The organism is Streptomyces sp. NPDC047706 (genome assembly GCF_043204795.1).
Lineage (GTDB): Bacteria > Actinomycetota > Actinomycetes > Streptomycetales > Streptomycetaceae > Streptomyces.
In genome coordinates this window covers 48,274-61,301 of sequence record NZ_JBIDCW010000001.1, presented here as the reverse complement: position 1 = coordinate 61,301, position 13,028 = coordinate 48,274, and the positions used below count along the sequence as shown (strand labels likewise).

The 13,028-nt window shown below is 73.9% G+C and carries 13 protein-coding genes; 7 read left to right on the top strand and 6 right to left on the bottom strand.

What is annotated here, in order from left to right; translation table 11 throughout:
- Nucleotides 1-56: 56 nt before the first annotated feature.
- Both ACGF8A_RS00280 and ACGF8A_RS00275 read right to left on the bottom strand, forming a co-directional pair.
- Nucleotides 57-674: a TetR family transcriptional regulator gene (locus ACGF8A_RS00280; protein WP_393102601.1), complete on the bottom strand. Its 618-nt coding sequence runs from the start codon at nt 672-674 to the stop codon at nt 57-59.
- Nucleotides 671-1,258, bottom strand: coding sequence for a hypothetical protein (locus tag ACGF8A_RS00275; RefSeq protein WP_393102599.1), 588 nt, complete (start codon nt 1,256-1,258; stop codon nt 671-673). Before ACGF8A_RS00275 ends, ACGF8A_RS00280 begins: the two co-directional genes overlap by 4 nt.
- Before the next feature lie 163 nt (nt 1,259-1,421).
- Here ACGF8A_RS00275 and hmgA point away from each other — a divergent pair, with 163 nt between their 5' ends.
- Genes hmgA through ACGF8A_RS00260 form a run of 3 tightly spaced genes read left to right on the top strand, consistent with a single transcriptional unit; the run spans nt 1,422 to nt 4,723 of the window.
- On the top strand, nt 1,422-2,774 hold the full coding sequence (gene hmgA / locus ACGF8A_RS00270; protein ID WP_393102597.1) for a homogentisate 1,2-dioxygenase: 1,353 nt from the start codon (nt 1,422-1,424) through the stop codon (nt 2,772-2,774).
- A 27-nt stretch (nt 2,775-2,801) separates the two neighbouring features.
- On the top strand, nt 2,802-3,551 hold the full coding sequence (locus ACGF8A_RS00265; RefSeq protein WP_393102595.1) for a GntR family transcriptional regulator: 750 nt from the start codon (nt 2,802-2,804) through the stop codon (nt 3,549-3,551).
- 26 nt (nt 3,552-3,577) lie between these two features.
- Complete coding sequence (locus ACGF8A_RS00260) at nt 3,578-4,723, top strand: type ISP restriction/modification enzyme (protein ID WP_393102593.1); 1,146 nt, start codon at nt 3,578-3,580, stop codon at nt 4,721-4,723.
- Here the strand turns inward: ACGF8A_RS00260 and ACGF8A_RS00255 are convergent.
- The gene (locus ACGF8A_RS00255) at nt 4,720-4,944 is read right to left on the bottom strand and encodes a hypothetical protein (protein WP_393103181.1); all 225 of its coding nucleotides are present in this window, start codon (nt 4,942-4,944) and stop codon (nt 4,720-4,722) included. The genes ACGF8A_RS00260 and ACGF8A_RS00255 overlap by 4 nt on opposite strands.
- 3 nt (nt 4,945-4,947) lie before the next feature.
- Between ACGF8A_RS00255 and ACGF8A_RS00250 the strand changes: the two genes are divergently transcribed.
- The gene (locus tag ACGF8A_RS00250; protein WP_393102591.1) at nt 4,948-6,144 is read left to right on the top strand and encodes a CaiB/BaiF CoA transferase family protein; all 1,197 of its coding nucleotides are present in this window, start codon (nt 4,948-4,950) and stop codon (nt 6,142-6,144) included.
- Between the two features lie 42 nt (nt 6,145-6,186).
- Here the strand turns inward: ACGF8A_RS00250 and ACGF8A_RS00245 are convergent, their stop codons facing one another.
- The 3 genes from ACGF8A_RS00245 to ACGF8A_RS00235 all read right to left on the bottom strand — a co-directional run bounded on the left by ACGF8A_RS00245 (nt 6,187) and on the right by ACGF8A_RS00235 (nt 7,975).
- Nucleotides 6,187-6,456 carry a hypothetical protein gene (locus tag ACGF8A_RS00245; protein ID WP_393102589.1) on the bottom strand — a complete coding sequence of 90 codons (270 nt, stop codon included), beginning with the start codon at nt 6,454-6,456 and terminating at the stop codon, nt 6,187-6,189.
- A 126-nt stretch (nt 6,457-6,582) separates the two neighbouring features.
- Complete coding sequence (locus tag ACGF8A_RS00240) at nt 6,583-7,389, bottom strand: anti-sigma factor domain-containing protein (RefSeq protein WP_393102587.1); 807 nt, start codon at nt 7,387-7,389, stop codon at nt 6,583-6,585.
- A gap of 43 nt (nt 7,390-7,432) precedes the next feature.
- Complete coding sequence (locus ACGF8A_RS00235; RefSeq protein WP_393102585.1) at nt 7,433-7,975, bottom strand: sigma-70 family RNA polymerase sigma factor; 543 nt, start codon at nt 7,973-7,975, stop codon at nt 7,433-7,435.
- Between the two features lie 206 nt (nt 7,976-8,181).
- On the opposite strand from ACGF8A_RS00235, the gene ACGF8A_RS00230 reads away from it, so the two are divergent.
- From ACGF8A_RS00230 to ACGF8A_RS00220, 3 genes are all read left to right on the top strand, one after another.
- Nucleotides 8,182-9,705 carry a DUF4331 domain-containing protein gene (locus tag ACGF8A_RS00230; protein WP_393102583.1) on the top strand — a complete coding sequence of 508 codons (1,524 nt, stop codon included), beginning with the start codon at nt 8,182-8,184 and terminating at the stop codon, nt 9,703-9,705.
- A 102-nt stretch (nt 9,706-9,807) separates the two neighbouring features.
- Nucleotides 9,808-11,310, top strand: coding sequence for a tetratricopeptide repeat protein (locus ACGF8A_RS00225; protein ID WP_393102581.1), 1,503 nt, complete (start codon nt 9,808-9,810; stop codon nt 11,308-11,310).
- Nucleotides 11,307-13,007 (top strand): nickel transporter, encoded by a 1,701-nt coding sequence (locus ACGF8A_RS00220; protein ID WP_393102579.1) that lies wholly within the window; start codon nt 11,307-11,309, stop codon nt 13,005-13,007. The genes ACGF8A_RS00225 and ACGF8A_RS00220 overlap by 4 nt, the downstream gene beginning before the upstream one ends.
- Nucleotides 13,008-13,028 lie beyond the last annotated feature (21 nt).

The window sequence follows — 13,028 nt, the reverse complement described above, 5'->3', positions numbered from 1 at the left end:
CGGAGGGGAGCCCCCCCGCACCCGGAAAGGAGCGCGTGCGCCGCCGGGACGGCCTCTCAGTCCAGCACCCGCCCCAGATACGCCCGCAGCATCTCCCGCATCTCCGCGATGACGTCCGCGTCCCCCTCCGGATCGACCCGGAACGCCAGCTGCACCAGGGCGTCCGCGGTCTCCACGGCGATCAGGAAGATGCGGCGCAGCTCGGCGTCGGGTTCGCGGGAGAGATGGCCCCCGAGGAGGTCGGTGAGCCGGTCGGCGACATGGTGATTGGGTTCGGCCCGGCGGCTGCCGACCGGGATCTGGTTGCCGAAGTCGACGAGGGAGAAGCCGGGCGCGGTGCGCTTCATGACGAGGTACTCGTCGAGCACGGCATCCATGGCGGCCCGCCAGTCGCCGGGTTCGGCGCCCTTCATGCGCGCGGTGACGCGCTCGGCGTAGCGCTCCAGGTTGCGCTGGGCGAGCGCGCAGGCCATCTGCCGCTTGTTGCCGAAGAAGCGGTAGACCGAGCCGATGGGCACACCGGCGCGCTGGGCCACCGCGCGGGTGCTCAGGTCGTCGTAGCCGACCTCGTCGAGGAGGTCGGCGCAGGCGTCGAGGATGCGGGTCAGGCGTTCGGCGCTGCGCCGCTGGACGGGCGCACGACGCAGCGTGTTCGGATGGGGCACGGGCTTCATGATGCCTTTCCGCCGGGGTCCGGTGAACCTCCGCCCCCGGTACGCCCATCCGCGCCCGGTGTGCTCGTCGCGGCCGCCGGCTCGCTCCCGGACGCGGTGAGGTCCGCCGTGCACTCGACGGGCTCGCCGTCCACCGCCCACACGGTGCCGTCGTCGGCGTACAGCCGCGCGGTCACCTGGTGCGTGCCACGCGGGACCAGGCCGGCGGACAGGCGGTGCTCGGGGTCGCGGAGTTCGGCGACGGGGTGGCCGTCCACGAAGAGGCGGGCGACGCCCCGGCCGGGCAGCGCCCTGGGCGCCGTACCGGCCGGCGAGAGGCCGAAGTCACGCAGGCGCAGCCGTACGTCCCACCCGGCGCCGGAGGCGTCGGGCTGCACCTCGATGCCGACCTCGGGCGCCGCGCCCTCGCGCACCTCGCGGTAGGGGCGGCCCGCCTCGTCGGTGCCGTCGAGCAGCCGGCCCGGCGCGGGCGGCGACTCACCGATCCCGCGCTCCCCGGCATCGCCGGTGCCACAGCCCGCGGCCGCGGCCACCGACAGGGCGCAGACCGCGAGCACGGCACGGGATCGGCGCGTCCACGACATGCGGGCGAGCGTAGAACACCGGTACGACACCGCGAATCACCCTGGAGTCCGGTTCCCGGCCCCCGCGTGGTCCGCCGAGAGGAGGCCGGACATCCCCCTTGCGCCGGAGCAACCGCAATCCTACGGTTGACCATAGGAATCGGCGGGCAAGGGAGCAGCGATCATGAGCGACGGGGATACCTCCAGCGTGAGCGTGTTCGAGCGCGGGGAATCGCGCAAGACCGCCGAAGGGCTGGCCTACCTCTCCGGATTCGGCAACGAGCACAGCTCCGAGGCCGTCCCGGGCGCCCTGCCCGAGGGCCGGAACTCACCCCAGCGCGCCCCTCTCGGCCTGTACGCCGAGCAGCTCAGCGGTACGGCGTTCACCGAACCCCGCGCCCACAACCGCCGTTCCTGGCTCTACCGCATCCGCCCCTCGGCCGCGCACCCGGCGTTCACCCGCACCGGAAACGGCGCGCTGCGCACGGCCCCCTTCACCGAGACCGTGCCCGACCCGAACCGCCTGCGCTGGAACCCGCTGCCCGAACCGCCGCCCGGCACCGACTTCCTGGCCGGCCTGTGGACCCTGGGCGGCAACGGCGACGCCACCCAGCGCACCGGCATGGCCGTGCATCTCTACCACGCCGACGCCGACATGGACCGGGTCTTCAGCGACGCGGACGGCGAGCTGCTGATCGTGCCGGAGCGCGGCGGGCTGCTGTTGCGCACGGAGTTCGGGCTGCTGGCGGTGGAGCCGGGCCATGTCGCGCTCGTCCCGCGCGGGGTCCGCTTCAGGGTGGAACTGCTCGACGAGTCGGCGCGCGGTTACGTCTGCGAGAACTACGGCGCCCCCTTCCGCCTCCCCGACCTCGGCCCGATCGGCGCCAACGGCCTCGCCAACCCCCGGGACTTCCGGGCCCCGACCGCCGCCTACGAGGAGGTGGAGGGGCCGGTGGAGGTGGTCACCAAGTACTGCGGGAACCTCTGGACCGCGACGTACGACCACTCACCGCTCGACGTCGTCGCCTGGCACGGCAACCATGTGCCGTACGTCTACGACCTGCGCCGCTTCAACGTGATCGGCACCATCTCCTACGACCACCCGGACCCGTCGGTCTTCACGGTCCTCACCTCCCCGTCGGACACCCCAGGACTCGCGGGCGTCGACTTCGTGGTCTTCGCGCCGCGCTGGCTGGTCGGCGAGGACACGTTCCGGCCCCCCTACTTCCACCGCAACGTCATGTCCGAGTATATGGGGCTCGTGGAGGGCGCCTACGACGCGAAGGCCGAGGGCTTCGTGCCCGGCGGCGGCTCGCTGCACAACATGATGTCGGCGCACGGCCCGGACCGGGAGACGTTCGACCGGGCGAGCGCGGCCGAGCTGCGGCCGCAGAAGGTCGACGACGGGCTGGCGTTCATGTTCGAGACGCGCTGGCCGATGACCCTGACGCCGCAGGCGGAGCAGGCGGACCATCTGCAACAGCGCTACGACGACGTGTGGCAGGGCATGGAGCGGCACTTCCGCCCCTTGCACTGACTCGATCCTGCCGGTACGGATGGGCCCGTGACCTCCTTCGCCCCCGATTCGATCGTCCTGAACCGCAAGCTGCCGCTGTGGTACCAGGTCTCGCAGTCGCTGCGCGCCTCGATACTCGGCCGCTCGCCCCGGGACCCGCTGCGCCTGCCGACCGAGGAGCAGCTGGCGGGACACTACGGGGTGAGCGTGCTGACCATGCGGCAGGCGCTGAAGGAGCTGGAGGACGAGGGCCTGATCACCCGGCACCGCAGGCGCGGCACGTTCATCGAGCCCAGCGCGCGGCGGGGCGCCCCGGTGCGGCTGCTGGGCTCGGTGGACGCGATCGTCGCCCAGCAGTCCGGCATGACCGCCGAACTGCTCGACCACGGGCACGCCCCGGTACCCGCCGAACTCGCCGCGTACTTCCCCGACCTCGGCGAGGTGGCGACGTACCACCGGCTGCGCAGCGACGAGAAGACGGGCGAGCCGACCAACCACGCCCACAACTACGTCCGCCCCGAGGTGGCCGCCCGGATCGAGCTCGACGACCTGGGCCGCCGGCCGATGACCAAGGTGCTGCGGGACGTGGCCGGGGCGGACATCAGCCGCATCACTGACACCGTGGAGGCGCGGCTCGCGGACCCGGAGACGGCACGGCTGCTCGACGTTCCGCTGCTGAGCCCGATCCTGCATTACACGGGGGTGACGTACGACGGGGACGGCCGGGTGCTGGACGTGGCCGTCATCCACTACCGCGGCGACCGCTTCTCCTTCACGGTGACGCTGGACGCCACCTGACCCGCGTGCCGTACCCGCGTCGTACGATGCCCGGCGTGACGCACGACGACGCTCCGCCGCTCGCGGACCTCATGCCGTGGTCCGTCGCACCGCCGCGACTCGGCCGGGGGTGGCCGGCGGCCCCCGACCCGGCCTCCCTCAAGGCCCGCTGGGACGCGCTGATGAAGGCCGAGGGAGCGGACCGCGAGGCCCTGTTCGAGCCGACGCGCTGGCGCACCCTGCACTCGGCGGTCGGGCAACTGCCGGGCCGGTCCACCGGCACGGAGAGACTGCTGCGCGCGCAGGGCCCCAGCCCGGAGCCGGTCCGGGTGCTGGCGGCGCCCTTCGACGAGCAGTGGCTGATCCCGGACCACCGGCTGATCGACGCGGCGCGGCCCCAGTTGTGGCGGGTCGCCGACGAACGGCAGGTGTTCGTGGTGGAGAGCCCGCAGGGCGGCGGCCCGCGCCTGCTGGCCACGTCCCTGTTCCCGCTGCTGCGCACCGGCCGGGTCCGGCCCCTGTACCGCCGCCCCGGCGGCGCCGAGCCGAACCTGGCGCCGGGCCTGCTGGAACACCTGGCCGACCGTCTCGGGCAGGCCCCCGGCCCGGTCGACGTCCTGGCCTGGATCCTGGCCGCGGTACGGCCCGACCTCACGGTGCCGCTCACCGACGACCCCACCCTCTGGTCGCAGGGCGTCGCGACGGGCCGCCGCATGCTGTGGCTGCTGCGCCGCGACGGCGACCGCCCCAAGCTGCCCGGCGGCCGCCGCCCCTACGTCCGCGCCCCGCTCCCCGCCCGGCCGCGCACACTCGACTACGACCCCGACGAGGAGACCCTGCACCTCGACGAGGGCCGCATCTCCCCCGTGCCGTGCGAGGCCTGGGACTTCGAGGCGGGCGGCGTCCGCGTCCTGGAGCAGTGGTTCACCTCCCGGACGGCCGACGCCGGGCCTGGCACGCTCCTCGCGCTCCGCCCGGCGGCCTGGCCCCAGGCGTGGACCTCGGAACTGCTGGAGCTGATCACGGTCCTCACACTGCTGGCCGAACTCCCCGCGCTGTCCCCGGAACCGACCCTCACCGCGACCGGCCTGCGCACCGCCGGAGTCCTGCCCGCCCCCGACTCCGCCCGCCGCCCCGCGTCGGTCCTGGACGCCGCCGAGGAGGGCCCGGAGGGGCAGTTGACACTTCTCTAGCTGGAGCAGGACGGAACAAAGGACGGCTGGACGGCCCCCTGGAACCCGCCCAGCACCCGCTGCAGCGCCCGCTCGAACACCGCCTCCAGGTCGATCGGCCCGGGATCCTCCGCGAAGGCCGCCGCCAGCCGCGGACAGTCGCCCGTCGCGATCCGGCCGCCCAGGCGAGGACTGACGCCCGCCCCCGCTGACAAACCAGCCGGTCCCGGGACATGATCCACCCCATGGACCGTCTCCCCCTGCCCCTGGAGGGCATCACCGTCGTCGCCGTCGAGCAGGCCGTCGCCGCCCCCTTCGCCACCCGGCAGCTCGCCGATCTCGGTGCTCGGGTGATCAAGGTCGAACGGGTCGACGGCGGCGACTTCGCGCGCGGCTACGACACCGCGGCCCGCGGACTCGCCTCGCACTTCGTGTGGTGCAACCGCGGCAAGGAGTCCGTCGCGCTGGACCTGAAGGATCCGCGCGGACTGGACGCCGTACGGCGGCTGGTGGCGGAGGCGGACGTGTTCGTGCAGAACCTCGCGCGGGGGGCGGCGGCGCGGCTCGGGCTGGACGCGGCCACGCTGTGCGCCGCGCACCCGAGGCTGATCGCCGTGGACATCTCTGGATACGGGGCGGCGGGGCCGTACGCGGACAAGCGGGCGTACGACATGCTCGTGCAGTGCGAGGCGGGGCTCGTGTCGGTGACGGGGACTGCGGAGCAGCCGGTGAAGGCAGGCATCCCGGCGGCGGACATCGCGGCGGCCATGTACGCCTTCTCGGGTGTGCTGGCGGCGCTGGTGCGGCGCGGCACCACGGGACGCGGCGGGCCGGTGGAGGTGTCGATGCTGGAGGCGCTCGCGGAGTGGATGGGCCATCCGCTGCACCATGTGATGCACGACGGCACTCCACCGGCGCGCACGGGCCTCGCGCACGCCGTCATCGCGCCCTACGACGCCTACGCCACGGCGGACGGCGGGCGGGTGCTGCTGTCGGTGCAGAACGACCGGGAGTGGCGGCGACTGGCCGAACAGGTCATCGGGCGACCCGAGTTGGGCACTGATCCGGCGTTCGCTACGAACGCGGCGCGGGTGGCCCACCGGAAACGTACGGACGAGCAGGTCGCTCGGGCGCTGGGCACACTGAGCGCCGACGAGGCGCAGGCCCGGCTGGAGGCCGCGGGCATCGCCTGCGCCCGGCTGCGGGACGTACGGGAGGTGGCGGACCATCCGCAACTGGCGGCGCGGGAGCGGTGGCGGAAGGTGGGTTCGCCCGCCGGGCCGCTGAGGGCGCTGCTGCCGCCGATCACCTGGCCGGGTGGGGAGCCGGCGCGGAGCGGGGACGTACCCGCGCTCGGACAGCACACCGAAGCAGTGCTGCGGGCCGTGGGGATGACGGACGGCGAGATCGCAGCGCTGCGCCGGGACGGTGTGGCTGCCTGAGCGCGGGCCTTCGAAGAGCGCGTCGGGGGACGCCCGTGCGGGTCAGCGGCCGCCGAACAGGGAACGGCGCAGGCGGCGCAGCGGGGCGAAGAGTGAGACCCGGCTCACCCGCGAGACCCGGTCGCTGCGCTCGTGCACGGTGTCACGTGCGGTTATCTCACGCATCAACGAGGTCGCCTCGGCCGCCTCGCGCTGCGGGACGGCGGGGCCGGCCAGCACCGAGAGATGGCGGTCGAGGCGCGAGCTGGTCGCGCTGCTCCCGCAGGTGATCGCAGGGACTCTCGCCCTGCTGCGCACTGTTATCTGTTCCATGTCACTCCCCACCCGTACGAGTCCACCCGGCCCGGGCAGGGTAACCCTATCTCCCCGCGCGGGCACCCGTGTATCGCGGTCACAGGATTCACCTTCCCCGTAAGGGCGTTGACCATCCCTCTTCGATCACTCTCCGAATCCAACAGATTCCAGGGCGAGTTGGACAACCGGCTGCGTGGTGGGCCGGACCGACCCCCCGTCGGGCTCGACGGTTACGGCGAGTGACGTCGCCGCCCTGTCCAGGCCGTTCGCGACGAAGGGCGTGTCGCCGTCCAGGAGGCCCAGGGAGCGCGGTTGCGCCTGGGGGCGCATGACCCACAGCTGGTGCACGCGGTCGCCCGGCAGCTTGTCGTACCCGTTCAGGGTGACCACCGCGCGCCCCTCGGAAACGGAAGCGATCACTCCGATCGTTCGCCCCTCGGCATCCCGTCCGGTGGCCGCACGCGCGTCCGGAGCGGCCAGGACGTGGGCGATCTCACGTGACCGGTCCCGCTCGGCGGCCAGTTGGTCCCCGGTCCGGTCCGCCTGGACGGCGAAGAGGGCGGCGACGACGAGGGCCGCGGCGGCCGTCGCGGTGGCGAACGGCACGAACATGGGGCGCGTGCGCGGTGTCCGGGCGCGAGCCGGCGGCGGCTGCGCACCCCATACGTGCGGCGGCAGCACGACCTCACGCGCACGCGGCGGTTCCTGCGCAGTGGTGCGTACGGCGGTCAGTACCCGCTCGCGCAGGGCGGCCGGCGCGGGGGCGGCCGTGGACCAGGCGAGCCGCACGGCGTCCTCGCAGAGCTCCCGTACCTCCCGTGCGCAGCGCTCGCAGCCCGCCAGGTGCTTCTCGAAGCGGATGCGCTCGTCCGGTTCCAGGGCGTCGAGCGCGTAGGGCGCGGCGAGGCCGTGCAGGTCCGCACGGCCGCGCAGACGGTCGAGCAGGCTCATGCCCCACCCCCTCGGCGCTCGGGGTGCGGACGGTCCAGGAAGCTCACGCGACTCCTCCGAGGCACTCGCGCAGCCGGGTCAGTCCGTCGCGCATCCGGGTCTTGACCGTGCCGAGCGGCAGCGAGAGCCGTTCGGCCACTTCACGGTAGGTGTAGCCGTCGTAGTAGGCGAGGGTGACGGACTCCCGCTGAAGGGCGGTGAGCCTCTCCAGGCACCGGCGCACCCACTCGCGTTCGAGCCCCGCCTCCACCTCCTCGGCGACCTGGTCGAAGGCGGGCGTCCCGGCACGCAGCGCCTCGCGCTGCTCCCGTTCGCCGGCCGCGCGGGCGCTGCGCACCCGGTCGACGGCCCGGCGGTGGGCGAGCGTGAGGATCCAGGACAGGGCGCTGCCGCGGGCGGGGTCGAAGCGCGCGGCGGAGCGCCACAGTTCGAGAAGCACCTCCTGGGCCACCTCCTCGGACTGCGCCGGATCCCGCACCACTCGCCTGACCAGCCCGAACACCGGCCCGGACACCAGTGCGTAGAGCTCCTCGAACGCCGACTGGTCCCCGCCCGCGACGCGGACCAGCAGTCTGTCCGCCTCCACGCGCTCCCCCTTTCCACGGCCGCACCCCGGCCGCCCCGACACACCAGACACTCGCAACGCACGCACCTCCGGATGGGGTTACGGATCAGCGTGCCGAAAACGCGGGCCGGACAGGCGGGAATTGAATTTCCCGTTCGACCAATCCGGTCCGCCGCCCGCTTCGAATCCCCCGGCGTTCAGGAAAGTCGGCACTGAGGACGGACGGCATGACAGCAAACTCCAAGCGCGGCGCGGGACTCAGGGGCGTCGCCACCCTCGTCTGTGGTGCGCTGGCCGCCGCAGGGCTCGCGGCCGCAGGCGTGACCGCTCTGGAACCGGGGGCGGCCGCCGCCTCCAGCCACCGGGAGGCCCCGCTGATATCGGGGACCCCGCAGTACGACAACACCGACGTGTACGCGTTCGTCAGCCCGGACAAGCCGGACACGACGACGATCATCGCCAACTGGATCCCGTTCGAGGAGCCGGCCGGCGGACCGAACTTCTTCACGTTCGCCGAGGACGCCCAGTACGACCTCCACATCGACAACAACGGCGACGGACAGGGCGAGCTGCTGTTTCGCTACACCTTCCGGACGCACGTCAAGAACAAGAAGACGTTCCTCTACAACACCGGTCCCGTCGAGACCCTGGACGACAAGGACCTCAACGTCACGCAGACCTACGACATCGAGCTGCTGCGGCTGAAGAAGCAGCGGCTGGTGTCCCGCACGAAGATCGCGGACGACGTCCCGGTCGCGCCGTCGAACGTCGGCAAGGCGTCCATGCCCGACTACGCGGCGCTGCGCAAGGAGGCCGTACACGAACTGGCGGGCGGCTCCACGACGTTCGCCGGTCAGGCCGACGACCCGTTCTTCCTGGACCTGCGGGTCTTCGACCTCCTCTACGGCGGGAACCTCTCCGAGGTCGGCAACGACACTCTCAAGGGCTACAACGTCAACTCCATCGCCCTTCAGGTGCCCAACCACCTGATCCAGGAGTCCGCCCACCAGCCCGTCGTCGGCATCTGGTCGACGACCCAGCGCAAGAACGCCCAAGGTCACTTCCGGCAGGTCTCGCGCCTCGGCAACCCGCTGGTCAACGAGGTCGTCAACCCGATCGAGGACAAGGACACGTTCAACGCGTCCGGGCCGTGGGACGACGCCCAGTTCCTGGAGAACGTCACCCACCCCGAGCTGCCGAAGCTCATCGAGGCCATCTACAAGATCCCGGCGCCCGACGAGCCCCGCAACGACCTGGTGGACGTCTTCCTCAAGGGCGTGCCGGACCTCAACCAGCCGCCGCACGTGACGCCGTCCGAGATGCTGCGGCTGAACACGTCCGTCAAGCCCACCGCCGCCCCGAAGCGGCTCGGCGTCCTGGACGGCGACAACGCGGGCTTCCCCAACGGCCGCCGCCTCACCGACGACGTCATCGACGCCTCCCTCCAGGTCGTCGAGGGTGAACTGCTCGGCGCCAAGAGCGACCTGGGCGACGCGGTGGACAAGAACGACAAGGAGTTCGAGAAGACCTTCCCGTACGTCGCCCTGCCGACGGAGGGCTCGCGCGGCCCGCTGGCCAAGGGCACCTCGGGCGGCAACGACGTCCGCAGCCAGATCGGCGACGCCCTGCAGCCGGCCGGCTCGGACGACACGACCCTGATCGCCGCCTCCGCGGGCGCGGGTGCGGGCGGAATCCTGCTGATCGGCGCCGCCCTGCTGTGGTGGCGCCGCATGCGGGGCCGCGCGTACTGACGCCCCCACCGAACGGCGCGGCCCGCACCCCTCCCATCCCCCACGGCGCGGGCCGCGCCTCCCCACCGACACGTCCGACCCGCAGGCGCACCGAGGAGAGGCATGGTCCCGCGTACCAACGACGAAGACCCGAAGGGCGAGAACGGCCGTGCGCCGGACGCCGGGGGTGACGGGGCGGTGGAGGACCGCACCGCCGCGGAACCGGCCGGTGGCGCACCGCCCGGCGCGGTGGGCGCCGGCGAGCGGGTGGCCGCGCTGCCGCGGGTCCCGGCAGCCGCCCGGCGCCGGCGCCGGGCGCAGGTCGCCGGCTGTGCCGTGCTGCTGGCCGTGGCGCTCACCGGAGCGTCCGTCGCGGTCGGCAACACGCGGGCCGGCGACGCACGTGCCCCGGCCACGACGGGCGGCGGGGTGGATCCCGCCGCCCTGCTCGGCGGCGACCTGGACGCGGCGGTCTCCGCACTGCAGGCCCACCTCCGCGCCCAGCCCCGCGACTTCGGCGCCTGGGCCTCCCTCGGGCTCGCCTACGTCGAACAGGCCAGGGTCGACGGCGACCCCTCGCGCTACCCGCAGGCCGGCAAGGCACTGGAGCGCTCCCTCGCGCTCCGTCCCCGCAACGACCAGGCGCTGGCGGGCCGGGCCGCCCTCGCCGCCGCCCGCCACGACTTCGCCGCGGCCCTGGACCAGGCGGGCAGGGCCCTGGAGCAGAACCCCTACAACGAACGCGCCCTGTGCAGCCGTATCGACGCCCTGCTCGAACTCGGCCGTTACGAACAGGCGGCGAAGGCCGCCGACGAAGCAGACTCCCGGCGGCCGGGCATCCCCGTCTTCACGCGGTACGCGTACGTGCGGGAGCTGCGCGGCGACGTCCGCACCGCCCGCCGGGTCCTGGAGCAGGCCCAGGACGCCGCCGTCACACCCGCGGACAGGGCGTACGTCGCCACCGCGCTCGGCCAACTCGCCTGGAACCAGGGCGACCACGTGAGCGCCCTGCGGCACTACGCCCGCGCCCTGGCCGCCGACGACGGCTACCTCCCCGCGCTGGAGGGACGGGCCCGCGCCCAGGCGGCGGGCGGTGACCGCGCCGAGGCGGTGCGCGGCATGACGGCGGTCGTCGCAGCCGCCCCCCTGCCCGGCGCGCTGGTCGCGCTCGGCGAGCTGTACGAGGCGGGCGGCGACCGGGCCAAGGCCCGTGAGCAGTACGCCCTCGTCCACGCCTGGACCGCCCTCGCGCGCGCGGGCGGCGTCAACGCCGACCTCGACACCGCGCTGGCCGCCGCCGACCACGGCGACAAGAAGCTGGCCCTGCGGGCCGCGCGCGCCGAGTGGGACCGGCGCCGGACCGTGCACACCGCGGACGCCCTCGCCTGGGCGCTGCACGTCAACGGCCGGGCCGAGGAGGCCCGGCCGTACGCGCGCCGGGCCACCGCCACCGGCTACCGCAACGCCGCCTTCCTGTACCACCGCGGCATGATCGAGCGCGCCACGGGCCGCGCGAAGGAGGCCCGCGCCTCCCTGACCAGGGCCCTGGAGCTCAACTCCGGCTTCTCCCCGCTGGGCGCCCGCGAGGCCCGCACGGCGCTGAAGTCCCTGGAGGCGGCGAGGTGAAACTCTCTCGCGCACTCGCCGTCCTGACCGCCACCGCCGCCCTGCTGCTCGTCCCCGCCGGTACCGCCTCCGCGCACCCGCTCGGCAACTTCACCGTCAACTACTACGACGGCCTGATCGCCGCGCCCGGCGAACTCCGCGTCCTGCACGTCGAGGACCTCGCCGAGATCCCCGCGACCCAGGCCGCGCCCGACGTCCGACGGCTCGGCCTGAACGGGTGGGCGAAGCAGCGGTGCGCCGCGGCCGCCCGGGACAGCGAGGTCACCGTCGACGGACGGGCGGTCCCCCTCGAAGTCCCCGGCGGCCACGCGCGCGTGCTCCCCGGTCAGGCGGGGCTCGACACACTCCGCCTGGAGTGCCGGCTGACCGCCGCCCTCCCCGAGGGCGCCCCGGCAACCGTCGGCTTCCGCGGCGCCGGTGCCGGGTCGGGCCCCGGCTGGCGGGAGATCACCGCACGCGGGGACCGGACGACGCTCACCGCGTCTGACGTGCCGGAACGGTCGTCGTCCCGCGAACTGACCTACTACCCCGAGGAGTTGCTGTCGTCCCCGGCCGACATCGGCTCCGCCTCCCTGCGGGTCGGGCCCGGCGGTCCCGCGCTGGCCGAGGAACGGGGCGACGCGCCCGCCGCGTCCGTGCTGCCGCGTGGCGCCGATCGCTGGACCAGGGCCCTGGACTCCCTGGTCGCCCGCCAGGACCTCACCGCGGGCTTCGCCGCCCTCGCCCTGCTCGTCGCGATCGGCCTGGGCGCCCTGCACGCCCTCGCACCGGGGCACGGCAAGACACTGATGGCGGCCACCGCGGCGGCCCACGGCGGCCGGGCCCGCATGAAGGACGTCCTGCCCCTGGCCGCCTCCGTCACGGTCACCCACACCCTCGGGGTGGTCGCCCTCGGCCTGCTGGTCACGGCCGGCTCCGCGGCGGCGCCCTCGGTGGTCGCCTGGCTGGGCATCGCGAGCGGCGTCCTGGTGACGCTGGCGGGAGCGGGCCTGGTCCGGCGGGCGGTCCGCGGCCGGGGGCACGGCGATCCCCGACTCCCCGGGCGCAAAAAGGCACACGTACACGCGCACGACCACGGCAAGGCACACGAGCACGAGCACGAGCACGACAAGGAGAACGGCAGGGCCCACGTGACCGTGCACGAGCGCGACCCGGAGCACGGCCGGTACGGCCACGAGCACACCCACGCCGACGACCCCCGCGACCACGCGCACGACCGGCACGACCGCGACCACGCGCACGACCACGCGGCACCCGACGACCCGCACCCCCACCCCCACCCCCACCAACACGACCACCCCCGCACCCACGCCCACACCCACGGCGGCCACACCCACTCGCACCCCGTCGCCCCCACGCTCCGCGACACGGTCCTCATGGGCTTCGCCGGCGGGATGGTGCCCAGCCCCTCCGCCGTCGTCGTACTCGTGGGCGCCGCCGCCCTCGGGCACGCCTGGTTCGGCCTGCTGCTCGTCGTCGCGTACGGCGCCGGTCTGGCCCTCACCCTGACCGCCGCCGGTTTCGCCGTCGTGAAGTTCGGGGCCGGTGTGACCCGTGCGCTGGGCCGGCGGCCACGCTGGGCGGCCGGTCCGCTGACGTCGCTGGTCCGCCGCGTCGCGCCGGTGGGTTCCGCGTTCGTCGTCGTGGCCCTGGGTGCCGGACTGGTGCTCAGGGGGGCGGCATCGGCATTCGGGTGAGCTACTTTTGGGGAGAAATCA